This is a genomic window from Paraconexibacter algicola (genome assembly GCF_003044185.1).
GTDB classification, from domain to species: domain Bacteria; phylum Actinomycetota; class Thermoleophilia; order Solirubrobacterales; family Solirubrobacteraceae; genus Paraconexibacter; species Paraconexibacter algicola.
This window is the reverse complement of sequence record NZ_PYYB01000001.1, coordinates 1,120,853-1,144,646: the sequence shown is the minus strand read 5'-3', so window position 1 is coordinate 1,144,646 and position 23,794 is coordinate 1,120,853. Positions and strand designations below refer to the sequence as shown.

Below are 23,794 nucleotides of genomic sequence, written 5' to 3'. Positions count from 1 at the left end.
CACGCGGTCAGAGGGTGCGGCGACGCCGCGCGGTCCGCAGCACGATTCCCGCTAGGAGCGTGCGATACGCGGCGTAGGGGAGCAGCGAGCGGTCGCGTTCCACCTGGCGGATCAGCCGCACCGACGCGAGCGTCGACACGAACGAGGCGACGACCCCGAGACCGAACCGCGCCGCCATCCCGGCCGGCAGGCCACGCCGGGCCAGCCGGGTCCCCTTCAGGGCGCTGGCGCCGAGGATGATCGGCAGTGCGACGTGCCGCGACAGGACGTTCGCGTCCTCGCGGTCGAAGCCGCGGGCGCGCGCGACCGCGAGCGTCATCCCGTTGCGCGACGCGCCGGGGATCAGCGCGCACGCCTGCCCGACGCCGAGCAGCAGCGCGTCGACGGGGCCGGCGTCGTCGCGGGCGCGACCGGTGGCCCCGCGCACGTCGGCGAGCGCCATCGCGGCCGACCCGGCGAGCAGGCCGATCGCGATCGTCGGCGGGGTGCCGAGCCGCCGCTCGATCGGCCGCTCGAGCGTGAAGCCGGCCACCGCGGGCGGCACGAACGAGCCGACGAGCAGCGTGACGCGACGCAGGTCCAGGCCGCGGGCGGCCTCCCCGACCTCGTCGCGCAGCGCGACGATCAGCGCCAGCGCGGTGCCCGCGTGGAGCGCGACCTCGAACGCCTTGCGCAGCTCCGGGTCGAGCTCGGTCGCGTACGGGCGGCCGAGCAGCCAGGGCACGAGCGTCATGTGCCCGGAGGAGGAGATCGGCAACAGCTCGGCGGGCCCGTGCAGGAGCCCGAGGCCGATCGCGTCGGCGGGGGTGAGGGCGCGCGTGGCGGAGCTCACGCGGCCGCGTCGGCGACCGGGGCGCCGCCGTCGCCGCCGGAGCGGTTGCGGTACCAGCGCACCGCGAGGTACGCGCCGCCGACGAGGATGATCGCCACGACGACGTAGTCGATGTAGTGGAGCTTGTCCTTCCACTCCTCCCACTTCGAGGAGGCCCCGACCCCGATCGCGGTGAGCCCGGCGATCCAGGGGATGCAGCCGAGCGTGGTGAGGATCGTGAAGCGCCAGAACGGCATCCGCGCGACGCCGGCGGGCAGCGAGATGAACGTGCGGATGATCGGCAGCATCCGGCTGAAGAACACGGCCGCGTCCCCGTACTTGGCGAACCAGCGGTCCGACCACTCCAGGTGGGACTTGGAGATGTGCAGCTTCTTGCCGTGCTTCTCCAGCAGGTCGACGCGCCCGTAGTAGCCGACCGCGTACGCGATCCACGACCCGACGAGGTTCGCGAAGACCCCGACCGCGACGACCGCGACGAAGCTGTACTCGCCGCGCTCGACGTTGAACCCGGCGAACAGGAACGTGGCCTCCGACGGGATCGGGATGCACGCGCTCTCCGCGACCATCATCGCGAAGATCCCGGGGAGCCCGGCCTTGTCGACGACGTCGACGGCGAGCTCGACGATGGGATCGGTGATCGATCCGAGGACGAGGTACATGGCGGCGAGGAAGGTCATGGCGCTCCTGGGACATAGTGGCCGGGCGTCCGAGGGTTACGCTTCCGGGCACCGATGCCCGTGCCGCTCTTCGACCCCGCGACCCCCGTCCGCGCCCTCCGCGGCGCCCTGCGCGAGGCGGTCGACGAGGTCCTGGACAGCGAGCACTACATCCTGGGCAGCCGCGGCGAGGCGTTCGAGCGCGAGTTCGCGGACTACCTCGGGGTGCCGCACGCCGCCGGGGTCGCCAACGGCACGGAGGCGATCACGATCGCGCTGCGGGCCCTGGGCGTCGGGCCGGGCGACGACGTCGTCGTGCCGTCGTTCACGTTCTGGGCGAGCGCCGAGGCGATCCCGCCCACCGGTGCGCGACCGGTGTTCTGCGACGTCGACCCGCACACGATGTGCGTCACGCCCGAGACGGTGAAGGCGGCGCTGACCCCGAACACCAAGGCGGTCATCGCCGTGCACCTGTTCGGCAACGTCGCGCCGGTGCGGGAGATCGCCGCGCTGGGCGTGCCGGTGCTGGAGGACAGCGCGCAGTCCGCGGGGTCCACCGCGCGCGGCGGCGGTCGGCCGGGGGGCCTGGGGACGATCGCGACGTTCTCGTTCTACCCGTCGAAGAACCTCGGGGCGTTCGGGGACGGCGGCGCGATCACCACGACCGACGCGGAGCTCGACGCGCGCGTGCGGACGCTGCGCTTCCACGGCAGCGAGGACAAGGTCACCTACACGGACGTCGGCTACAACTCGCGCCTGGACGAGCTGCAGGCCGCGATCCTGCGCGTGCAGCTGCCCGCGCTCGACGGCTGGGCGGCGCACCGGGCGCAGGTCGGCGCCTGGTACGCGCAGGAGGGCCTCGGCGAGCTCGTCACGCTCCCGCGCGCGACCGACGCCGCCGACCGCGTGGCGTGGCACCTGTACGTGATCGGGACCGAGCAGCCCGACGCGCTGGCGGCGCAGCTGACCGAGCGCGGGATCGGGGCGCGCGGCTACTACCGCCTGCCCGTGCACCGCCAGCCCGCCGTCGAGTGCCTGCTGGCGGGCGGTCGCGCCGCGGTCGCGCCCGCCGGGCTGCCGGGGACCGAGGAGGCCGCACGACGGCACCTCGCGATCCCGATCAGCGCGGCGACGACCCGCGAGCAGGTCGCCGAGGTGGTCGCCGCGGTGCGCGCCGGGCTCGCCGCGCTGGGCTAGAGCTCCTGCGCGAGGCCGATCAGCACGCCCTCCGGCCCGCGGAGGTAGCAGAGCCGGTAGACCCCCTGGTAGTCGACGACCTCGTCGACGACCCGGCCGCCGAGCGGCTCCACGCGCGCGAGCGTCTCCTCGAGGTCCTCGACCGCGAACATCACCCGCAGGTAGCCCAGGGCGTTGACCGGGGCGGTGCGGTGGTCGGCGACCGGCGCGGGTTCGAGGTACCGGCAGAGCTCGAGCCGGCCGTGCCCGTCGGGGGTGCGCATCATCGCGATGTCCACGCGCTGTCCGGGGATGCCGGTGACCCGGCCCGACCAGTCCCCCTCGACGGTCGTGCGTCCCTCGAGCTCGAGCCCGAGCGCGACGAAGAACGCGACCGTCGCGTCGAGGTCCTCGACGACGATCGCGACGTTGTCCATGCGCGTGATGCCCATGCGCGCACGCTACCCGGGCGCCCGACCTGCGACGCTCCCGCACCGAGATGCGCGTCTGGATCGACCTGACCAACTCGCCGCACGTCCTCGTCCTGCGCCCCGTGATCGAGGTGCTCCGCTCGCGCGGCGCCGAGGTCCGCGTGACCGCGCGGGACTTCGCGCAGACCGTCGCGCTGTGCGAGCGGCACGGCATCGACGCCGAGGTCATCGGCCGGCACCGGGGCGGCCGGCTCGCGGCGAAGGGCCTGGGGCTCGTCGACCGCAGCACCGCGCTGGCCCGGTGGGCGCGCCGCAACGGCCGCTTCGACCTCGCGCTCGGCCACGGCTCCAACGACGTCACGGTCGCCGCCGCGTTCCTGCGGATCCCGCGCTCGACGATGTTCGACTACGAGTGGGCGACCGTGCAGCACACGGTCAACTGCCGGCTCGGGAACGCGGTCGTGGTCCCCGACGCGATCCCCCCGCAGCGCCTGGACCGCTACGGGGCACGGACGAAGATCCGCGCCTACGCGGGGCTGAAGGAGGAGTACTACCTCGCGGACCTGACCCCGGACGCGGCGGTCCTCGACGAGCTCGGCCTCGACCCGGCGCTGCCGCTGGCGGTCGTGCGCACCCCGCCCGCGGTCGCGCTCTACCACCGCTTCGAGAACGACGTCTTCGCCGCCGCCCTGCACCGGCTGCGCGAGCAGGGCCAGGTCGTCGTCCTCCCGCGCACGCCCGAGCAGCGCGCCGACCTCGCCCGCTTCGGCGGCGTGATCGTCCCCGAGCGCGCGATCGACGCCCCGTCGCTGATCGCGTTCGCGGACCTCGTCGTCAGCGCGGGCGGCACGATGAACCGCGAGGCGGTCGCGCTCGGCACGCCCGTCTACACGACGTTCGAGGGGCGGCTCGGCGCCGTCGACGAGCGGCTCATCGCCGAGGGCCGCCTGCGCCGCCTCTCCTCCGCCGAGGAGCTCGAGCTCACCCGCGCGCCCGACCGGGCGCCGGGCGCCCTGTCCCCGGACCGCGTGACGCGCGACCCGGCGGTCCTCGTCGACCTGCTCTGCTCGCCGCTGCGCTGAGCCCGGACGCCGGTCAGGCGCCGGCCCAGCCGGCGGCCCGCGCGCCCTCGCGCAGGACCAGGGCGGCGAGCGCGAACGCACCCGCGGTGCTCGCGAGCACCGGCAGCGCCGCGGGCCACGCCCGCGGACGCGGCGCCAGCGCGGCGACCAGCACGAGCGCCGCGAGGGCCTGCAGCGCCGCCACGCGCTCGAGGTCCGGGCGCTCCCACAGGGCCCGCAGCACCACCGCCTCCCCGAGCAGCGCGCCGCCGAGGACCGCCGCCCAGCGCGACGCCCACGGTCCGCCCGTGCGCCACGCCGCCCCGAGCGCGCCGAACGACCCGCCGACCACGACGCCGCCGAGGGACCAGGCGGTCGCGACGGGCACCGCGTAGCCCGGGCCGGTGCGCCGCTCGACGAGCCACATCATCGCGTAGTAGACGACGACCCCGGCGATCACGCAGACGGCGCCGCGCACCGCCCCGGCGCGCGCCTCCCGACGCCGCGCGACGCGGCCACCTGCCCCGACCCGCGCCCCGACCGCCCCGGCCGCGAACGCCACCACCAGCCACGGACCGCCGAGCGCCGTCGCCGCGCCCACCGTCCCGACCGGCGCATGGTCCCCGGCGCGGGCGGCGAGGCCGAGCAGCACCCCGAGCGCCACCGCGACGAGCAGCGGGACCGGCCCGCGTCGCAGGTCGTCACGGAGCATCCGCCGATGGTCCCAGGCGCCGCGCGGGCGCTCAACCGGGAGCCGTCCCGGCCGACCACCCGGACGTGGAGCCTCGCGCGTACTTCGTGTGCCCCGACACCGACGTCCCCTCGGGGGGCGTCCGCGTCGTCTACCGGGCCGTCGACCACTGCAACGACGCCGGGATCCCGGCGGTCGTCGTGCACGACCAGCCCGGCTTCGCCTGCACCTGGTTCGAGCACGCCACCCCGGTCGTGTGCGCGGCGCAGGCCGCGCCCGTCCCGGGCCGCGACCTGCTCGTCGTGCCCGAGGTCTACGGGCCGCGACTCGGGGAGATCGCCCCGGGCGTGCGCAAGGTGGTGTTCAACCAGAACGCCTACAACACGTTCCACGGCTACGACCACGTCACCGCCCCCGGGACCACCGCCTACGACCACCCGGAGGTCGCGGGCGCGGTCTGCGTCAGCGACGACAACGCCGCCTACCTGCGCTACGCGTTCCCGCACCTGGACGTGCGGCGGATCACCTACCAGCTCGACCCGGCCCTGTGGTTCGTGGAGGAGACGGGCGCGCCGCGGCCGCGGCGGCTCACGTACATGCCGCGCAAGCACGCCGACCAGGCCGGCCAGGTGCTGAACATCCTCAGCCAGCGCGGCGCGCTGCGCGACGTCGAGGTCGTGCCGCTGCACGGCATGAACGAGCGCGAGGTCGCCGCCGCCCAGCGCTCCTCGCTGGTCTTCCTCTCGTTCGGCTACCCGGAGGGCTGCCCGTTCCCGCCGAAGGAGGCGATGGCGGCCGGCTGCCTCGTCGTCGGCTACCACGGCATGGGCGGGCGCGACTACTTCACCCACGAGCACGGCTACCCGGTCCCGCAGGGCGACATCGTCGCGTTCGCGCGGCAGGTCGAGGAGGTGCTCGACGCGCACCGCGCCGACCCGGCCGGCCTGGAGGCGCGCGCCCGCACCGCGTCCGCCGCGATCCGCGCGCGCTACACGCCCGACGCGGAGCGCCGGTCGATCCTCGAGGCGTTCGGCCGGCACCTCCCGGGCGCCGCCGCACCGGGTGTGCCGCTCGTCACGGTGGCCTGAGGTGGGGTTGGAGACCCGCCGCGTGCCTGCTACCTTCCGCGCCTCAACGGCCCAGTTCCAAGCGTCGCAGGGCTGCGACGGGGCCGGTCAGCAACCACATACGGGGGAATTCCCATGGCAGAGAACGTGCAGATCGCCGGCAGCGGCGAGGACGGACGCGTGCGCAACCCGCTGGGTGTCATCGGCCTGACGCTGATCACGCTCGGCATCTACGGCATCGTCTGGTACTACAAGGTCAACAAGGAGCTCGCCGCGATCGGCCGGGCGAAGGGGACCGAGGAGGCCGGCACCAGCCCGGTGACCTCCGTGCTCGCCGTCACGCTCGGCGCGCTCGTGATCGTCCCGGCGGTCGTCTCGATGTTCCGCACCTGGAAGCGCCTGAACGTCGCCGAGGGCCTCGTCGGCCGCGAGCCGGACATGAGCGCGCCCGTCGGGTTCGTCCTGATGTTCCTGCTCGGGCCCGTCGGCACCTACTTCTTCCAGCGCAACCTGAACCGGGTGCTGCAGGCGCAGGCCGCCTGAGCCATCGGTCAGCGCACCATCACCCACCGAACGACCCACGGAGGTCCTCCCCCCATGACCACGCGATTCGCCGTCTCCCTGCTCGCCGTCGCCGCCCTCGGACTCGGCGGCTGCTCGGCGGAGGTCTCGACCGGCAAGACCGTCAACACCGACAAGGCCGAGGAGTCCATCGGCGCCAGCCTGAGCGAGCAGCTCGGCGGCACGGTCACCGTGACCTGCCCCGACGACGTCGAGGCCAAGAAGGGCGACACGTTCACCTGTGACGCCAAGGGCAGCGACGGCCGGACCGGCACGGTCAACGTCACGCAGAAGGACGACGACGGCAACATCAGCTGGAAGCTCGGATGAGCCTGCGGCTGCGCCTGGCGGCGGGTGCGTGCGCGCTCGCCGCCGGGCTGGCCGGCTGCGGCGGCGGGGACGACGACGCGCCGAAGGTCTCGGAGCGCGCCAAGGGCAAGACCCCGATCGCCGCGCTCGGCGACAAGGCGCCGCCCAAGGCGCTGCGCAGCCTCACCGCCGAGGAGGGCGACACCGCCTCCGCCGGCACCGACGAGAGCTACGAGCCGACCGGCGAGATCGTCGCCGACAGCGGCTTCCGTCCCGACGTGGACGGCTTCGGCTTCGAGAACTACGGCAACGACGTCGGCCCCGAGAACCTCACCCCGGCCGAGGTCGAGTCCTTCTTCGGCGAGCAGGTCTGCGTCCGCGGCAGCGGCACGGACTGCGTCCTGACCGCGCCCGCCAAGCGGTGGATGGAGAACGAGAACGAGCGCATGGCCGGCGGCCACTGCATGGGCTTCTCGGTCGCCGCGATCCGCATGTTCCAGCAGAACCTCAAGGCCGCCGAGTTCGGCGCCGAGCAGACCGCGGCGCTCGAGATCGTCGACAACCCCGCGCTGCAGACCTCCATCGCCGAGCACTGGGTCTACCAGGACCTGCCGCTCGTCCAGGAGGCGATCGTGCAGGGCACGCCGTCGAAGATCGTCGACATCCTCACCGACACGCTCGTGTCCGGCGAGGAGGACTACACGCTCGGGATCCTCATGGCCGACGGCACCGGCGGTCACGCCATCACGCCGTTCGCGATCGAGGACAAGGGCGACGGCGAGATGGCGATCCTCGTCTACGACAACAACTTCCCCGGGATCGTCCGGGCGGTCGAGGTGAACGTGCAGGAGGAGACGTGGCGCTACGTCGGCGGCACGAACCCGCAGAACCTCGGCGAGGTCTACGAGGGCGACGACGAGACGCAGTCGATGGTGCTGCTCCCGACCAGCCCCGGTGACCAGCAGCAGCCGTGCCCGTTCTGCGGCGGCAGCGAGGCCGACGGCGGCGAGGCGCTCGGCTCCGTGCTGCCGAAGGCCAAGCAGTACGCGGAGATCACGCTGCGCGGCAACCCCTCCGACCACCCGCACCTGATCTTCACCGACGACAAGGGCCGCACCACCGGCATCCTCGACGGGAAGCTCCTGCAGGAGATCCCCGGGATCGAGGTCGACCAGGGATTCAGCGTCCGCAACTGGGAGTCCTCCCCGGAGCCGCGCTACCGGGTGCCCGCCGGGCGCAACATCTCGTTCGCGATCGACGGGTCCAACCTCGAGCGGCCGCGCCGCGTCGACCTCGACCTCGTCGGCAACGGCCTCGTCGTCGCGATCGACTCGATCCGGATCGCCCCGGGCCAGACCGACACGGTGTTCGTCTCCGGTGGCGGTGAGGGGCTCTACTACGAGCTCGACGGCAAGAAGGAGGAGGCGCCCGAGTTCTACGCGGGCGTCGAGGACGAGGGCGCCTCGTACACGTTCGCGGCGACCGCGGTCGGCGTGAAGCGCGGCTCCACGATCGGCATGCTCGTCGACCGCGACTCCGGCACCGTGCTGCTCGACGCCGAGGGCGTCAAGGGCGGCATCGACGGCGAGGCCCTGTTCGGCCTGCTCCTCGGCAAGGAGTCCGAGAGCGGCAGCCGCCTGTGGGGCACCGACGCGCTGCGCCTCAGCGGCAAGCGCAAGGACGGCGTCTACTTCAACTACAAGGAGACGCCGAAGAAGGGCCGCCCGCTGACGCTCGAGGTCGGCCCCGAGGACGGGCCGTTCAAGACCGTCCGCGCCCCCTACCAGGACGAGTAGGTCCCGACCCGCGGCGGACGTCGCCCTTGTGGCGCGTCCGCCGTGGCGTCATCCTCGGGACCGGATGGTCCCTGGCCCGTCATCGCCGGAGCTCGCGGAGCTCGTCGACGCCGAGCGGGCCGAGCGGCGCCGCCTCGCGGACGCGCTGCACGACGGCCCGCTGCAGGCGCTGCTCGCCGCCCGCCAGGACGCCGAGGAGGCGCTCGCCGGGGACCAGGACCTGCTCGCGACGCTCCCGGGCCGACTCCAGGAGGTCGGGGACGCGCTGCGCTCGCTGCTGACCTCGATGCACGAGGACGGCCTGGACGCCGACCCGCTCGACGTGGCGATCGGCCGGATCGCCGACGAGGCCGCCCGCCGCGGCCGGTTCACGACCACCGTCGCGGTCGCCCCGGCCGCGCACGGGATCCACGACGCGCTCGTGCGCGAGGCCGCGCGCGAGCTGCTGGGCAACGTCGTGCGCCACGCGCGGGCGTCCGCCGTGGTCGTGGACGTCACGGTCGCCGCCGGGCGGCTCGACGTCCGCGTCGTCGACGACGGCCTCGGGGTCGACGACCGGCGGGTGCGCGGCGCGGGCGCCGCGGGTCACGTCGGGCTGGAGCGGCTGCGCCGCGGCGCCGACGCGCTCGGCGGCACCCTCACGGTGCAGCGCGGCGCGTCGACCGGGACGGTGGCGCGGGTCGGCTGGTCGGTCGAGGCGCTCGTCGCGCAGCGCCGGCTGGAGGAGCAGCTGCGCGAGGACCGCCGCTGGACCGCCGCGGTCGCCTCGACCGTGCAGGACGGCCTGCTCGTCCTGCGCGACGGGGCGGTCGTCCAGGTCAACGACGCGCTCGAGCAGCTCGTCGGCCACGACCGCGGCGCGCTGCTCGGTGCGCGCGCCCCGTGGCCGTTCTGGCCGCCGCAGGACGCCGCGGCGCTCGACGCGCTGCTCGAGCAGACCCGCCGCGAGGGCGGGGCCGGGGGTGCGCACGAGCTGCGCCACGAGGACGGGTCGGCGATCCCGGTGCTCGTCGCCGCGGCCCGCGTGCCGGACGGCGCGCAGGGGCGCGGCGGGGTGCTCGTCACGTTCAAGGACCTGCGCGAGCGCCGCCGCGAGGAGGAGCGCCTGCGCCTGGAGGCGGAGCTGCGCACGACGGTCGGCACCACGCGCCGGCTCACCGGGATCCTCGCCGCCGTGCCGCACGGGCCCGCGGCGGTCTACGCGGCGCTGCGCGAGACGCTCGGCCACCACCTCGGCTGGCAGGACCTCGTCGTCAACCGCCGGCGCGCCGACGGCCGCTGGGAGGTCGCCTGGACCTCCGGCCCGGAGCTCGACGTCGCGCTGCTGGGCGCCGTCTACGAGGACGCCGACTGGGCGCCGCTGCTGATGCCGCGGTTCGCGCGCGCCGGCACGTTCTTCGTCCCCGCGGAGGCGGAGGTGTCGATCGACGGTCCCGACCACGTGCCGGATCTCGGCGGACCGGTGGCCGCGGGAGCGGACGCCTGGCGCCCCCACGACCTGCTGCTGGTGCCGATGCGCGACGCGGACGGCCACCCGGCCGGGATCCTGTCGGTCGACCGGCCCGCCTCCGGCCTGCGCCCGACGGACACCGAGCTCGAGGTGCTCGCGGTCGTCGCCGCGCACGCGGCGCAGGCGCTCGCCCTGGCGGGCGCGGGCAGCGGCGCGGCCTGAGCTCAGGCGGTCGCCGGCACCGCGAGGGCGCCGGCGTGCAGCAGCGAGCCGGGGTCGGCGGTCGGCACGACGTCGAGGTCGACCTCCTCGCCCGCGGCGAGCGCCGCCTCCAGCGCCGGGAACGCCGTCTCCACGCGGTCGGGTGGGAGCGCGACGACCCCGCGCTGCGCGAGCCCGCCCCGCAGGATCGCGCGCAGCCGGTCGACCGCGGTCGCCTCCTCGCCCGGCCCGGGAGCGACGACCGCGTCGGTGAAGCAGCGGGCGAGCTCGAGGTGGGTGGTGGGACCGAGCAGGCCGGGGACGAAGCAGCGCTCCACCGCGGGGACGGCGGCGAGCGCGGCGGCCTGCGCGGCCCAGCGCGCCACGACCTCGGGGGCGTGGCAGTGCCCGGTCCCGACGTGCAGGTCGAGCAGCAGCCGGTCCTCGGGGGCGTCGGCGACCGGCGGGTCGGCGAGCTGCGCGGCCCGGACCGGGCCGGCCTCCCGGGCCGCGGTGACCGCGTCGGCCAGCGTCGCCCGCCAGCGGGCCGGGGCGTGGTGGGCGAGCACGGCGTCACGCGCCGGGGCGGGGGCGGCGAGCAGCCGGGCGAGCTCGGCGGCGGTGCGCGCGCTCGGCCACAGGCCCGCGGCGGCCCCGGCACTGCCGAGGAGCGCCGCCTGCGCGGCGTCGGGCGCCCAGGCCACCACGGGCAGCCCGGTCTGGGCGGCCTCGAGCGCGGCGGTGCCCGACGAGCACGGGTAGGACTCCACGTAGACGTCGGCGGCGGCGAGCAGGTCGGCCACGTCGGGGAGGACCCCGGTGGCCAGGACCCGCCCGGCGGTCTGCGCCGCGGCCGCGGCCCAGCGCCCCTCCGGCGCCGGGCCGACGGCGAGCAGCACCGCGGCGGGATCCGCCGCGAGGACCGGGAGCAGCACGTCGAGCAGGTGACCGCCCGCGGGCGCCTCGAACTTGTAGGCCGAGCCGACCGTGAGCAGCACCCGCGCCGCGGCCGGGATGCCCAGGCGCGCGCGGGCGGCGGTCCGGGCGTCCGGGTCGGTCGCCGGCACGTCGTCGAGCGGCAGCGGCAGCGTCGCGGTGCGCCCGGCGGGCACGCCGCGGCGGGTGCGCGCGAGCGTCGCGGCGACCTCGCGGTGGCCGACGACGACGTCGGCGACGTCGCGTCCGAGCCAGAAGCAGTGGTCGGCGTGGTTGCACAGCAGCACGGGCGCACGGTCCGTCACGGCGGCGAACGCCAGCGACGGCAGCGGGTCGTTGGGCTGGGCGTGCAGCACGACGAGGTCGAAGGACGCGGCGAGCTCGCGCAGCGCCGACGCGGTCGCCAGCAGCCCGGCCTGCGCGCCGGGCACGCGCCACTCCCGGCCGCCGCTGCGCGCGGCCGCCGCCGCGAGCGACGGGGGCGTCGGACCGGGCACCGGCCGGGTGACCACGAACGACTGCGGCCGGTCGCCGTCGAGCTCCATCCAGCGCCACGCCAGCCGCGTGTGGCCGCCGACCTCCAGCGCGTTGGAGAGCACGTGCAGCACGCCGCGCCCGCCGATCCACGGGACGTCCGGCAGCGACGCGGACGCGCGCGCGAGCACGTCGTCGAGGACCGGGTGCGCGAACCGTCCGGGGTGGCGCAGCGCGGCGATGCCCGCGGCGCTCTGCACGAGCGCCGACGCGGTCTCGAGGCGGCCCGCGTCGGCGCAGGCGCGCGCGGCGCGCGCGATCCCGTCGATCGTCGCGGCGTGCCCGGCGAGCGTTCCGGCGGCGGCCTCAGGCACCGAGGACCTCGGCGACGCGGTCGACCGCCCACGGCTCCAGGTGCGGGCCGATCGGCAGCGACAGCACCTCGTCGGCGAGCCGCTGCGCGACCGGGTACGGGCCGAGTCCCAGCGCCGCGTAGGCCCCGGAGGCGTGCGGCGGGACCGGGTAGTGGACCTGGGTCGCGATCCCGGCGTCGGCGAGGCGCTCCCGCAGGCGCTCGCGCTCCGGCGCCCCGCCGCGGACGCGCACGACGTAGAGGTGCCAGACGTGCGTGGCCGCGTCGGCCGGCAGCACCGGCAGCCGCAGCCCGGGCACGCGGTCGCGCAGCGCGGCGTCGTAACGCTCCGCCAGGGCGCGGCGGCGCGCGTTCCACGCGTGCACGTGCGGCAGCTTGACCGCGAGCATCGCGGCCTGCAGCGGGTCCAGCCGCGAGTTGATCCCCGCCTCGTCGTTGCGGTAGCGCTCGCGCGAGCCGTAGTTGCGCAGCATCCGCACGCGCTCCGCGAGCGCCGGGTCGTCGGTGGTGACCGCGCCCGCGTCGCCCTGCGCGCCGAGGTTCTTCGACGGGTAGAAGGAGAAGGCGGCGGCGTGCCCGATCGCGCCCGCACCGGCGGCGCCGTGCGCCTGGGCGGCGTCCTCGACCAGCGCGAGGCCGTGCCGGTCGCACAGCGCGCGCAGCGCCCGCGCGTCCGGGGCGACGCGGCCGTGCAGGTGCACGGTCAGGACCGCGGCGGTCCGCGGGCCGAGCGCGGCGGCGACCGCGTCCGGGGTCATCGCGTGCGTGTCGGGGTCCGGCTCGACCGGGACGACGGTCGCGCCCGCGGCGGTGACCGCCAGCCACGTCGCGATGTACGTGTTGGACGGCACCACGACCTCGTCACCCGGGCCGATCCCCAGCGCGCGCAGCGCGAGCGTCAGGGCGTCCAGGCCGCTGGCGCAGCCCGCCGCCTCGCGCACGCCGACCCAGTCGGCGAACGCGCGCTCGAACGCCTCGACCTCCGGGCCGAGCACGTACCAGCCGGAGTGCAGGACGCGCAGCGCGGCCGCGTCCAGCTCGTCGCGCAGCTCCGCGTACGCGGCGCCGAGGTCGAGGAACGGGACGGGGTCCGGCGCGCCGACCGGCCGGCCGGCCGCGCGTCGCTCCCGGGCGAGGGTGCTCACGCCGCGACCGGCAGCGGCTCGTCGCCGCGCAGCGCGGCCTCGAACCCCTCGTAGGTGCGGTAGTAGTCCTCCTCGGCGTAGCGGTGCGAGGCGAGCACCATGCAGACCGAGCCGGAGGAGAAGTTCTCCAGGTGCCGCCAGGTCATCGCCGGCACGTAGAGGCCGTAGTGGGAGCGGTTGAGGTGGAACTTCTGCTCGACCATCCCGTCGTTGAGCACCACGTCGAACGAGCCGCTCATCGCCACCAGCAGCTCCTGCGTCTGCTTGTGGGCGTGGCCGCCGCGCTCGGCGCCACCCGGCACGTCGTAGATGTAGTAGACGCGGCTGATGTCGAAGTCGAGGTGGTTCCCGCCCTCGATGAAGGTGAGGTTGCCGCGCGGGTCGTGGATCTTCGGGAAGCCGATGATGCGGCAGTCGGCGAGGGCCATCGGGTGCTCCTATCGGGGGCGCTCGGCGACGAGCCCGATGTTCGCCAGCTGGCGCGGCTCGAGCTCGTCGGAGATCTGGTTGAGGGCGATGAGCAGCTCGCGCGGCCAGTCGAGCATCATCGAGTTCGGGAGGGTCTTCAGGAACCAGCCGAGCTCCGACACGGGGGTCAGTCCGGCGGTGGTGACGTCCGCGGCGAGCCCGTCCAGCGTGTAGACGCGCTGGTGGCCGACGAGGTGGTCGCGGGGGGAGAGGGTGTCCAGCGCGGGCTGCAGGCCCATGCGGACGGCGAGACGGCGGTGCAGCGACTCGGCGTTCGGCACGACGACGACGAGCCGGCCCCCGGGCCGCAGCCACGTGGCGAGGTGCGCGAGCAGCGCGCGCGGGTCGTCGACGTGCTCGACGACGTGCAGGGCGAGGACCGCGTCGACGGGCTCGTCGGGCACGAACGACTCGAACAGGCCCTCGTGGACGACGAGTTCCGGGTGGGCCTCGCGGGCCGCGGCGGCGAGCAGCGGCGAGCCCTCGAGGACCTCGATCGGCACGCCGCGGTCGTGCAGCTCGCGGGTCATCAGCCCGACCCCGTAGCCGAGCTCGATCACGCGCCCGGCGCCCGCGACCGCGTCGGCGATCAGGCCGGCGGAGTGGACCTGCTGGAGGTCCTCGACGTGCAGGTCGGGCACGTCGTCCTGCACGAGGTAGTAGCGGCGCGCGTACGCGTCGAGCGCGTCGGCGTCCAGCGGGGCGTGCGTGGTCGGGGTCATCGGGTCAGGGCCTCCGCGGCCGCCAGCCCGGCGACGACCTGCTCGTTGAACGCGTCCGCCCCGGGGGCGGTGGCGGGCCCGACGAGGACCACGCCGGGATGGGCGGCCCGCACGCGCGCGAGCGCGGCGGCGTGCGCGTCGCGGGTCGCGGCGGTGGGGGCGTCGAAGGTCGGCTGCGCGCCGGTCATCACGGTCGGGGCGGTGGTGAGCGCGGCGGCCGGCAGGAGACCGGCGTCGCGCAGACCGCGTCGCGCGTCGGCGTCGATCCGCTCCTTCGGGGTGTCGTGGCGCAGCTCGGCGCACAGCACGCGGGTGCCGTCACGCCGCCCGGGGCCGCTGTCGCTCACGCGCGCGAGCGGGTTCTCCGGGTCGGCGACGTGGACGAGCGGCACCGGCCCGTCGTGGGGCACCTCCAGCCACGCGAGCACGCTGCGCGCGCGCTCGGGCGCGTACGCGGGGTCGAGGTCGCGCAGCCCGAGCCCGACGACGGTGCCCGGTCGCAGTGCGGCGGCGGCAAGGCCCTCCAGCGGCGCGATCCGCACGGCGTCCGCGGCCCGCAGGCGGGCCAGGAGCGCGGTGACGACCGCGCCGGGACCGCCGTCGGGACCCTCGGGCCCGGGCGTGTCGGCGACGGTCTCGAAGCGTCGCTGCGGCCGGAACGCGGGCCCGTCGGGCCTGCACGCCTCCAGCAGCGTCGCGGGCCAGAACAGCGGCATCCAGACCTTCCGTCGCCACGTCGCGAGCGTGCGCCGGGCGCCGTCGGCGAGGAACTTGTCGGCCAGCGGCGCGATCAGCGTCTCGTGGAACGTCGTGCCGTGGTTGGCCAGCGACGCGCTCGCGAGCGTCAGGTCCGGGTGGGCGTCGGGCATGATCCCGCGGGCCCCGTGCTGCGCGATCGCGGCGGCTGCGCCGCGGGCGACGCGCGCGGTGCGGCGCGGTCCGAGCAGCGCGGGCAGCCCGTGCAGGTCGACGGTGAAGTGCACGTCCGGGTGGCGGCGGCCGTCGAGCACGAGCTGCGGGGCGGGCAGCGGGACGAGCCGGTCGCCGACGAGCTCCTGGACCCAGCGGCGCACGAGCGGCGTGTACGCGCGGTGGCCGCCGAACCCGGGGTCGTACGCGGCGAGCGGCGGGGCCTCGGCGGGATCGTCCTCGTAGCCGAGCTCCAGCGCGCGGACGCCGAGCTCGAGCCGGCGGCCGTCGCGGCGCAGCGCGACGAAGCCGCCGCCGGCGCCGCGCGCGGGCAGGTGCAGCGCGACCGGACGGCCGGCGCGCGCCAGGGCGTCCGCGGTGACCAGGGCGGCGACGCTGCCGCCGAGCACGGTGACCGTGCCGGCCCGGGCGCGCCCGGCGCGCGGGGCGGGTCCGGGGACGGCCGGGACGGACGGCACGGGCTCACGCACGGCGCAGCCTCATCAGCGTCATCGCGCACAGGTCGGGGACGCGGTGGCTGACCGCGTCGAGCCCGTCGAGGACCGCGGCGGGCAGTTGCTCCATCAGCGCGTTGGGGAGCGGCTTGCAGAGGACCCCGGTGCGGTCCTCGACCGCGAGGCCCGCGTCGCGCGCGTGCGCGGCGAGCGTCTCGTGGTCGAGCATGCGCCGCGTGGACAGGCCCTCGGCGCGCGCGGACAGCTCGTGCAGGTCGGCGAGCAGGCCCATCTCCAGCGCGACGAGGCGGTGCAGCGATGTCGGGTTGGGCACCGACACGTGCACGCGTCCGCCGGGCCGCAGGACCGCGGCGGCGCGGCGCAGGAACGCGGCGGGGTCGTCGAGCTCGTGCAGGAGGTTCGTCGCGACGACGTGGTCGAACGGCCCGGCGGGCAGCGCGTCGGCGTCGAGGTCGCGGCAGGCGGTGACGACCCCGGGGAGCCCGCGCGCGTGGAGGCGCTCGAGGTACCCGACCGACCGGTCGATCGCGGTCACGCGCGCCCCGGCGGCGACGAGCTCGGCGGTCATCAGGCCGGTCGCCGCCCCGGCCTCGAGCACGTGCTCGCCCGCGCCGAGGTGCGGGACGATCCGCGCGGCGGTCGCCAGCGTGTAGCGGGCGTCGAAGTCGACGTCCGGGTCGTAGATCGCGGTGTAGTCGGCGCTGCTCACGGCGTCCGCCTCACGAGCACGGGCCGCAGCTCGGCGGTCGCGCCGACCGCGCGCTTGAACTGGACGAGCCCGTCGTTGGGGACGCGGTGCCCGGCGCCGTCGGACAGCGTCGAGGTGCCGAGGTCGAGCGCCGCGAGACCGTCGTCCAGGGCGCGCTCGACGAGCCGCAGCGCCAGCACGGGCATCGGGGAGGCGGGCAGGTCGTGGTCGGCGTCGCCCCACGCGACGACGAGCTCGGCGGGACCGCTGACGCGGTAGGTCAGGGCGGCGGCGACCGGCCCCTCGGTGTCGTGGCGCAGCACGGCGAGCCGCACGCGGTCGCCGAACGCGCCGCGGACCGCGAGCACCCGCTCGAGGTCGACCGACAGGGTCCGTCCGCGCTGCTCGCGGTTGGCGCGCAGCAGCGCGAACGCCGCGTCCCAGTCCTCGGCGTCGCGGAGCGTCAGCCGCTCGGGCTCGGCCTGGCGGACCGCGCGGCGCAGCTCGCGCTTGCGCGCGGCGAGCCACTGCTCCCCGTCGCGGATCCCGCGCAGGTCGAGCGTGAAGGACAGGTCGGCCTCGGCGACCGCGAAGCCCGCGTTCAGCAGCGCGAACCGCACCGCGTCCTCGGCGGCCGGCGCCCCGTGGCAGGCGGGCCGGCAGCGCACGACCGTCTCGCGCACGCCGAGCGCGTCGAGCTGGGCGACCGCGTCGTCGACGACCGCGCAGATCCGCGACGGGGTCTCGTCGGGGCGCTCGAGGTCGACGCCGCCGAACGGCGCCGAGTAGCCGGAGGTGAAGGTGGGACCGTCCAGGACCCCGGCGAGCGTCCCGACGACGCGGTCGTCGGTGCGGTGCGCGAGCACGACGCTGCGGGCGCCGTCCGGGGCGTGGACGGCGTGGTAGCGCGGGTCGTTGAACAGCAGTGCGGATGGGAGGGACATCCTGTCCCGGGTGGTCGGCCGCGACGGCCGTGCCTTGACCCGCGGGGCGAGCACGGCAGGCTCAGGCCGCGCGGCGGCCCGACCCGAGCCGCTCGCCGAGGTCGACGTGCCGCAGCACCTTCTCGGTCAGCTCGAGCGCGGGCAACGCGGCGGACAGCGGCACGGCCGGGACCGCGCGGGAGCCCACCGCCGACACGAACGAGCGGGCCTGCGCGACGAGCGCGTCCTCCTGCCCGGCCGGGTGGACGACGGACTCCCCGTCGTCGCCGCGGGGGTGGACGACGACCTCGCCGGTGTCGCCGCTCGCCTCGACGACGACGCGGTCGGTGACGACGCGCGCGAGCTTCGTCGGGCGGTCGCACAGGTGGCCGACGTGCAGCGTGGCGAGCACGCCGCTGTCGGTGGTCACCAGCGCGGTCACGTGCTCCAGGCCACCGCCGGACCGCCGCCGCCGTGCCGACGCGTGGATCTGCGCGGGCGCGCTGCGCGTGAGCGGGTGCAGGACGGTCAGCGCGTCGTGGAGGATCTCCACCACCGACGGCGCGCCCGGTACCCGGGGGGTCTCGAAGCGCAGCTCGACGGTCGCCGGCTGGTACGGGGCGAGGGCGCGGACGAGGACGCGCAGCAGCGGGTCGTGCAGGGCGGCGTGCCCGGCCTGCGCGACGATCCGCCGCGGGGCGCGCGCCACGTGGGCGTGGAGCCGCGCGAGGTCCTGCGCGCGCGGGACGACGGGCCGCTCGACGAGGACGTCGCAGCCCGCGGCGGCGGCGCGCAGCACGTGCGCGGCGTGGTCCTCGGTCGGGCTGCAGACGACGACGAGGTCGACGGCGGCGCACAGCTCGCCGAGGTCGCGGAACGGCTCCGCCCAGGTCGCCCCGGCCAGGGCGAGGGCGCGCTCGAGGTCGGCGTCGTGGACCCCGACGACCCGGACGAGGTCGGCAGGGAGGGCGTTCACGGCGTGCGCGTGGGCGTGGCCCGCGGCGCCCGCCCCGATGATCCCGGCGCGCAGCACCACCCGGTGATCGGACGGTGCGCCGGGAACTTGCGCGACGGCGTCCGCAGGCGCCAGATCGCCGGCGACCGCCAGAAACCGCGCCGCGGGTCGTTGCAGCATCCGATGACCGCTTCGCTCTCCCGTCGCCTCCGGACCGCCGCCGTCGGCGCGCTCGCCGCCGGCGCGGCGCTCGTCCCGGCCGCCCAGGCCGCCGATCTGACCGCTCCCGCCACCGTGCTGCGCTCCACGCTCACCGTCGAGCAGCCCGTCGCGCGCTCGTGCGTGGCCGCGCCCCTGGACCAGCGGGTCGGGGTGGTGCGCCGCGAGGTCACGATGCCCGTCAGCGGCGTCCTTGGCGTCACGCTGAAGGCCGCCTCCGGGGACTGGGACGTCGCCGCGTTCGACCAGGCCACCGGCCGTCTGATCACCGGTGGCGCGGGCTTCGGCGCCAGCGAGGTCGGGGCCGGCTTCGTCGGGCAGGGCCGCACGGTCGTCGTGCAGGGCTGCCGCCGCCGCGGCACCGCCCGCCAGGCCGAGCTGACCGTCAGCGCTCTGGGCATCCCGACCGGGACCGCCGCGTCGCGCCCGAGCCTCGTGGAGATCCCGATCACGGGCCGCGAGCAGATCTCCCAGCTCGCCGCGCTCGGCTTCGACCTCACCGAGCACGCGACCGCCGACCACGTGCAGGCGGTCCTCTACGGCGACGCGGACCTCGAGCGCCTGCGCCGCGCCGGCTTCCGCGCCGAGGTCGTCGTGCAGGACCTCGTCCGCCAGCTCGCCGCGACCCGCACGCAGGACCGCCGCGCGACCGCCCGGCTGCGCGGCCGGACCGCGCGCACCGGCGGCGCCACGCTGCGCCAGGCCCCGGCGGAGTCGCTGCCCTCCGGCCGGACCGAGTACCGCCGCCTCGTCGACTACGACGCCGAGCTCAAGCAGCTCGTCGAGCGCCACCCGGGCCTCGTGCGCCCGATCACGCTGCCGTTCAGGACCGTCGAGGGCCGCGAGGTCCACGGCGTCGAGATCGCCAAGAACGTCGGCGCCTCCGACGGCCGCCCGACGTTCATGCAGATGGGCGTCCACCACGCGCGCGAGTGGCCGTCCGGCGAGCGCGCGATGGAGTGGGCGTACGAGCTCGTCACGAAGGCCGGCAAGGACGCGAAGGTCGACGACCTCCTCGCCCGCGTGCGCACCGTCGTCATCCCCGTCGTGAACGTCGACGGTTTCAACGTCTCCCGCGAGGCGCCGACCGACCTGCAGAACGACCCCCAGTACGCGCAGGTCCCGGACACCGGGCTCAACCAGACCGCGGTGTACCTCGTCGACCCGGCGCTGAACTACAAGCGCCGCAACTGCCGGCTGACCGAGGGCACCACGTCGCTGCCCCAGGGCGTCTGCGCGCTGCCGGTCAACCGCACGCTCGGCGTCGACCCGAACCGCAACTACGGCGTCCTGTGGGGCGGCGGCGGCGCCAGCGCCCTGCCGGTCTACGACACGTTCCGCGGCTACGGGCCGTTCTCGGAGAACGAGACGCAGAACATCCGCGCGTTCATCTCCCAGCGGCAGGTCACGACGCTGATCACCAACCACACGTTCTCGAACCTCGTGCTGCGCCCGCCGGGCGTCCGCTCGCAGGGCAACCCGGTCGACGAGCCCGCGATGAAGAAGCTCGGCGACCGGATGGCGTCGCGCAACGGCTACAGCTCCGGCCCCTCCTACGGCCTGTACGACACGACCGGCAGCACCGAGGACTGGTCGTACTCCACCACCGGCGGCTACGGCTACACGTTCGAGATCGGCGAGGACGCCGGCGAGAAGGAGGGCGGCGGCTTCCATCCCGCGTTCGCGAACGTCATCCGGCACTGGAACAGCGGCTCGAAGGTCACCACCGGGCACTCCGGTGGCAACCGGCTCGCGTACTACGACGCGGCGACCACCGCGGCCGACCGGGCCGAGCACTCGCTGCTGACCGGGCGCGCCCCGGCCGGCGTGACGCTGCGGCTGCGCAAGGAGGTCGTGTCGGAGACCTCGCCGGTGCGTCCGGCCGAGCTGGACCTCGTCGACACGCCGCTGGGCATGGTCGAGGGTCCCGTCCAGACGTTCCCGGACGTCCTGGAGTCGAAGATCGAGGTCGCGAAGAGCGGCACGTTCTCCTGGGACGTGAACCCCTCCACGCGCCCGTTCGTCGACCAGCGCGTGTTCCCCGGCGTCGCCGATCAGGCCGCTCGCAGCGAGGCGATCGCCGAGAAGGGCTCCACGCAGCCCAACCAGGTCGCGGGCGCCGGCGCCGACGGCACGTTCGAGGACGTCCCGTTCGACGTCACCGACGCCGACGCCGCGGCGCTCCTGCGGATCACCGTCGACGGCGCCCTGCCGGTCGACGACTACGACCTGACCCTGTTCCGCAAGGTCGGCGGCGAGCTCAAGGAGGTCGGCTCCTCCGGCGGTGCTCCGGGCGCGACCGAGGAGATCCTTCTCGCGACCCCGCCCGTCGGCGACTACGTCCTGCGCGTCACGAACTACCTCGGCTTCGGCGGCTGGAGCGGCCGGATCGAGCGCTTCCGCCAGGGCCAGGACACGATCCGGCCCCGCAGGGCGACCGAGGCGTACACGATCGACTGCCTCAAGGGCGACCAGGTCCTCGCCACCCGCAAGGTCGAGGTCGAGCGCGGCAGGACCGCGGCGCTCGGCGCGGTGTGCGGCGCGAACGCCGACGAGATCGTCGGCGGCGGCTCGGGCTCCGGGTCGGGCTCGGGCTCCGGCTCCGGCTCCTGCGCGGCGACCTCCGGCTTCCGCTCGGTCGCCGTCGCCCCGGCCTCGCGCACCCGGATCGGCCTGCGGTTCGCGCGGCGGGTCGCCGCTCCGGTGCGGATCGACGTCTTCCGGGTCAGCGCGGGCCGCCGCGTCGTGGGCAACCGCCGCGTCGCCTCGTTCTCCGGGATCTCCCGCTCGGTCACCTGGAACGGCCGCGCGAACGCGCGCGGGCGTGCCGTCGCCGACGGCGTCTACTACGTGCGCTTCACGATCCGCTCCCGCGGACGCACCGACGTGCGCCGCGTGACGCTCGTGCGCGCCGGCGGCCGCTTCGCGGTCCGCCCGGCGTTCCACCGGCCCGACTCGTGCGGGCTGCTGACCACCGCGAAGCTCGAGCTGCCCGCGTTCGGCGGCACCGGCAACCGCCGGCTGGGGATCGCCTACCGCGTGGCGCGCCGCTCGACCGTCACCGTGACGGTCACCCGCGCCGGCCGCCGCGTCGCGACGAAGGTCCTGAAGGGCCGGGCCGCGCGCCGCACCTACCGGGTGACGCTCGCCGCCCGCGGCCTGCCGCGGGGCCGCTACACGGTCCGGATCACCGCGGCGGCGGGCGCCCGCCGCGCGACCGCGACGCTGCAGGCGCAGCGGCTCTAGGGCTCGATCGCCGGGCCGGGCCTCCCCGTGAGGTCCGGCCCGTGCGACAATCCCGCGATGCGTCGTCCCTCGAAGACGACGGCCTTCCCGTTCCACCGGCACGCGGTCCCGCAGGCGCTGCTGGACGGGGGACTGGTCGCGCTCGCGTACTTCCTGGCCTACCGCCTGCGGTTCGACCAGGGCCTGCCCGAGATCTACGACGCGCTGTTCGAGCGCACGTGGTGGTGGGCGGTCCTGATCAGCGTCGTGGTGTTCGGCGCCTTCCGCATGTACCAGCGCTGGTGGCGCTACACGGGCCAGCGGGACTTCCTCGGGATCGTCCAGGGCGTCGTGGTCGCGACGCTCGCGCTCGCGGTGCTCGTGACGATCGTCGACCCCGTCACGCGGATCTCGCGCGACGCGGGCGTCGTCGGCGTGTCGATCCCCAACGGCGTCCTCGCACTGCACCTGCTGCTGACGCTCCTGTTCGTCGGCGGCGCCCGGTTCGTGGCGCGCACCGTGCACGAGCGGCCGCTCACCGGCTTCCGCGCGCGCAAGGACGCCCGGCGCATCCTCATCGTCGGCGCGGGGGACGGCGGCCGCCTCGTGCTGCGCGAGATCGTCCGCAACGCGGAGCTCGGGCTGAACCCGGTCGGCTTCGTCGACGACGACAAGCGGCTGATCGGCACCCGCGTGGACGGCGTCCGCGTGCTCGGGGACACGGAGAAGGACCTGCCGCGGATCCTCGACGAGGTCGAGCCCGACGAGGTCACGATCGCGATCCCGTCCGCGCCCGGCACGATGCGCGCCCGGATCGTGCGGCAGTGCCGCGAGCGCGGCATCCCGGTCCGCACCCTCCCGACCGTGTTCGAGCTCCTGCAGACCGGCGGCAACGTCGTGCGGCAGGTCCGCGAGATCCAGGTCGAGGACGTCCTCGGCCGCGAGCCGGTCGTCATGGACATCGACCGCGTCGGCGGCTACCTCCAGGGCGAGGTCGTCATGGTCACCGGGGCGGGCGGCTCGATCGGGTCGGAGCTGTGCCGGCAGATCGCGCGCGTCGCGCCGCGGCGGCTGATCCTGCTCGACCACGCCGAGGACAACCTCTTCCGCATCCAGCGCGAGCTCGAGGACGACCGTCACGTGCAGCCGTCGGTGCTCGCCGCGGTCCTCGCGGACTGCAAGGAGGGCGAGCGGATGCGCGAGGTGTTCGCGCACCACCGGCCCACGGTCGTCTTCCACGCCGCCGCGTACAAGCACGTCGGCCTGATGGAGCTCAACCCGGTCGAGGCGGTCCGCAACAACGCGATCGCCACCCGGCTGATGGCGCGGATCGCGGGCGAGAGCGGCGTCAAGCGGTTCGTGCTCGTCTCGACCGACAAGGCGGTCTCGCCCGCCACGGTCATGGGCGCCTCCAAGGCGCTGGCCGAGTTCGCGGTCGAGGCGGCGGGGCGCCGCTGGCCCGGCACCCGCTACGCGAGCGTGCGCTTCGGCAACGTGCTCGGCTCCTCCGGGTCGGTCGTCCCGATCTTCCGCCGGCAGATCGCGCTCGGCGGCCCGGTCACGGTCACCGACGAGCGGATGACCCGCTACTTCATGACGATCCCCGAGGCGGTCCAGCTGATCATCCGCTCCGGCTCGATGGGGACCGGCGGCGAGATCTTCGTGCTCGAGATGGGCGAGCCGGTGTCGATCCTGCAGCTCGCCAAGGACATGATCGAGCTCAGCGGCCTGACCCCGGGGCGCGACATCGCGATCGAGGTCGTCGGCCGCCGCCCGGGCGAGAAGCTCGACGAGGACCTCTTCAACGACTTCGAGCGGATCGTCCCCACCGACGAGGACAAGATCCGCCGGGCCGAGCGGGAGACGCTGGAGCCCGAGACGGTCGAGGCGATGTTCGACCAGATCCAGCTGCTCGTGCTCGAGGGGGACGCCGCGGCGCTCGCGGCGAAGGTGTCCGAGCTGTCGGCCATCCACGTCCCCGGGGCCGTCCAGCCGTCCGAGGCGCGCGCCCCGAGCGTGGCGCGGCGTCCTGACGGCGGCTCGGTCTAGA

General features: G+C 75.6%; 21 protein-coding genes. 9 read left to right on the top strand and 12 right to left on the bottom strand.

Annotated features, from left to right (window positions below; translation table 11 throughout):
- Nucleotides 1-7 precede the first annotated feature (7 nt).
- Together C7Y72_RS05415 and C7Y72_RS05410 are read right to left on the bottom strand one after the other, a co-directional pair.
- Complete coding sequence (locus tag C7Y72_RS05415) at nt 8-832, bottom strand: undecaprenyl-diphosphate phosphatase (protein ID WP_158276663.1); 825 nt, start codon at nt 830-832, stop codon at nt 8-10.
- The gene (locus C7Y72_RS05410; protein WP_107567561.1) at nt 829-1,509 is read right to left on the bottom strand and encodes a DedA family protein; all 681 of its coding nucleotides are present in this window, start codon (nt 1,507-1,509) and stop codon (nt 829-831) included. The genes C7Y72_RS05415 and C7Y72_RS05410 overlap by 4 nt, the downstream gene beginning before the upstream one ends.
- Before the next feature lie 54 nt (nt 1,510-1,563).
- Between C7Y72_RS05410 and C7Y72_RS05405 the strand changes: the two genes are divergently transcribed.
- Nucleotides 1,564-2,685 carry a DegT/DnrJ/EryC1/StrS family aminotransferase gene (locus C7Y72_RS05405; protein WP_107567560.1) on the top strand — a complete coding sequence of 374 codons (1,122 nt, stop codon included), beginning with the start codon at nt 1,564-1,566 and terminating at the stop codon, nt 2,683-2,685.
- On the opposite strand, the gene C7Y72_RS05400 is transcribed toward C7Y72_RS05405, so the two are convergent.
- Entirely contained in the window at nt 2,682-3,116 is a 435-nt protein-coding gene (locus tag C7Y72_RS05400) for a VOC family protein (protein ID WP_107567559.1), read from the bottom strand. The two genes, C7Y72_RS05405 and C7Y72_RS05400, sit on opposite strands and share 4 nt — an antisense overlap.
- Nucleotides 3,117-3,163: 47 nt before the next feature.
- Between C7Y72_RS05400 and C7Y72_RS05395 the strand changes: the two genes are divergently transcribed.
- Nucleotides 3,164-4,177: a DUF354 domain-containing protein gene (locus C7Y72_RS05395; RefSeq protein WP_107567558.1), complete on the top strand. Its 1,014-nt coding sequence runs from the start codon at nt 3,164-3,166 to the stop codon at nt 4,175-4,177.
- A 13-nt stretch (nt 4,178-4,190) separates the two neighbouring features.
- On the opposite strand, the gene C7Y72_RS05390 is transcribed toward C7Y72_RS05395, so the two are convergent.
- Nucleotides 4,191-4,868 carry a DUF6518 family protein gene (locus C7Y72_RS05390; protein WP_107567557.1) on the bottom strand — a complete coding sequence of 226 codons (678 nt, stop codon included), beginning with the start codon at nt 4,866-4,868 and terminating at the stop codon, nt 4,191-4,193.
- A gap of 65 nt (nt 4,869-4,933) precedes the next feature.
- Here C7Y72_RS05390 and C7Y72_RS05385 point away from each other — a divergent pair, with 65 nt between their 5' ends.
- The 5 genes from C7Y72_RS05385 (at nt 4,934) to C7Y72_RS05365 (ending at nt 10,252) form a co-directional block, all read left to right on the top strand.
- A complete protein-coding gene (locus C7Y72_RS05385; protein ID WP_107567556.1) occupies nt 4,934-5,935 on the top strand; it encodes a glycosyltransferase in 1,002 nt (333 codons plus the stop codon).
- 114 nt (nt 5,936-6,049) lie between these two features.
- Entirely contained in the window at nt 6,050-6,457 is a 408-nt protein-coding gene (locus tag C7Y72_RS05380) for a DUF4234 domain-containing protein (RefSeq protein WP_107567555.1), read from the top strand.
- A gap of 54 nt (nt 6,458-6,511) precedes the next feature.
- Entirely contained in the window at nt 6,512-6,805 is a 294-nt protein-coding gene (locus C7Y72_RS05375; RefSeq protein ID WP_107567554.1) for a DUF4333 domain-containing protein, read from the top strand.
- The gene (locus tag C7Y72_RS05370) at nt 6,802-8,580 is read left to right on the top strand and encodes a hypothetical protein (protein WP_107567553.1); all 1,779 of its coding nucleotides are present in this window, start codon (nt 6,802-6,804) and stop codon (nt 8,578-8,580) included. The genes C7Y72_RS05375 and C7Y72_RS05370 overlap by 4 nt, the downstream gene beginning before the upstream one ends.
- A gap of 64 nt (nt 8,581-8,644) precedes the next feature.
- Nucleotides 8,645-10,252 carry a PAS domain S-box protein gene (locus tag C7Y72_RS05365; protein ID WP_107567552.1) on the top strand — a complete coding sequence of 536 codons (1,608 nt, stop codon included), beginning with the start codon at nt 8,645-8,647 and terminating at the stop codon, nt 10,250-10,252.
- A 2-nt stretch (nt 10,253-10,254) separates the two neighbouring features.
- On the opposite strand, the gene C7Y72_RS05360 is transcribed toward C7Y72_RS05365, so the two are convergent.
- The 8 genes from C7Y72_RS05360 to C7Y72_RS05325 form a co-directional block, all read right to left on the bottom strand.
- Nucleotides 10,255-12,015, bottom strand: coding sequence for a glycosyltransferase (locus C7Y72_RS05360; RefSeq protein WP_107567551.1), 1,761 nt, complete (start codon nt 12,013-12,015; stop codon nt 10,255-10,257).
- Entirely contained in the window at nt 12,008-13,159 is a 1,152-nt protein-coding gene (locus tag C7Y72_RS05355) for a DegT/DnrJ/EryC1/StrS family aminotransferase (protein ID WP_107567550.1), read from the bottom strand. The genes C7Y72_RS05360 and C7Y72_RS05355 overlap by 8 nt, the downstream gene beginning before the upstream one ends.
- Nucleotides 13,156-13,587, bottom strand: coding sequence for a sugar 3,4-ketoisomerase (locus C7Y72_RS05350; protein ID WP_107567549.1), 432 nt, complete (start codon nt 13,585-13,587; stop codon nt 13,156-13,158). Before C7Y72_RS05350 ends, C7Y72_RS05355 begins: the two co-directional genes overlap by 4 nt.
- A 9-nt stretch (nt 13,588-13,596) precedes the next feature.
- Nucleotides 13,597-14,349, bottom strand: coding sequence for a class I SAM-dependent methyltransferase (locus C7Y72_RS05345; protein WP_107567548.1), 753 nt, complete (start codon nt 14,347-14,349; stop codon nt 13,597-13,599).
- On the bottom strand, nt 14,346-15,749 hold the full coding sequence (locus C7Y72_RS05340; protein ID WP_107567547.1) for a hypothetical protein: 1,404 nt from the start codon (nt 15,747-15,749) through the stop codon (nt 14,346-14,348). The genes C7Y72_RS05345 and C7Y72_RS05340 overlap by 4 nt, the downstream gene beginning before the upstream one ends.
- Nucleotides 15,742-16,443, bottom strand: a complete 702-nt coding sequence (locus C7Y72_RS05335) for a class I SAM-dependent methyltransferase (protein ID WP_107567546.1) — start codon at nt 16,441-16,443, stop codon at nt 15,742-15,744. The genes C7Y72_RS05340 and C7Y72_RS05335 overlap by 8 nt, the downstream gene beginning before the upstream one ends.
- Nucleotides 16,440-17,366 carry a GNAT family N-acetyltransferase gene (locus C7Y72_RS05330; RefSeq protein ID WP_107567545.1) on the bottom strand — a complete coding sequence of 309 codons (927 nt, stop codon included), beginning with the start codon at nt 17,364-17,366 and terminating at the stop codon, nt 16,440-16,442. The genes C7Y72_RS05335 and C7Y72_RS05330 overlap by 4 nt, the downstream gene beginning before the upstream one ends.
- Before the next feature lie 61 nt (nt 17,367-17,427).
- Nucleotides 17,428-18,381 carry a Gfo/Idh/MocA family oxidoreductase gene (locus C7Y72_RS05325; protein ID WP_158276662.1) on the bottom strand — a complete coding sequence of 318 codons (954 nt, stop codon included), beginning with the start codon at nt 18,379-18,381 and terminating at the stop codon, nt 17,428-17,430.
- A gap of 102 nt (nt 18,382-18,483) precedes the next feature.
- Here C7Y72_RS05325 and C7Y72_RS05320 point away from each other — a divergent pair, with 102 nt between their 5' ends.
- Both C7Y72_RS05320 and C7Y72_RS05315 read left to right on the top strand, forming a co-directional pair.
- Nucleotides 18,484-21,765, top strand: a complete 3,282-nt coding sequence (locus C7Y72_RS05320; RefSeq protein ID WP_107567543.1) for a M14 family zinc carboxypeptidase — start codon at nt 18,484-18,486, stop codon at nt 21,763-21,765.
- A gap of 57 nt (nt 21,766-21,822) precedes the next feature.
- A complete protein-coding gene (locus C7Y72_RS05315) occupies nt 21,823-23,793 on the top strand; it encodes a polysaccharide biosynthesis protein (protein WP_107567542.1) in 1,971 nt (656 codons plus the stop codon).
- Nucleotide 23,794 lies beyond the last annotated feature (1 nt).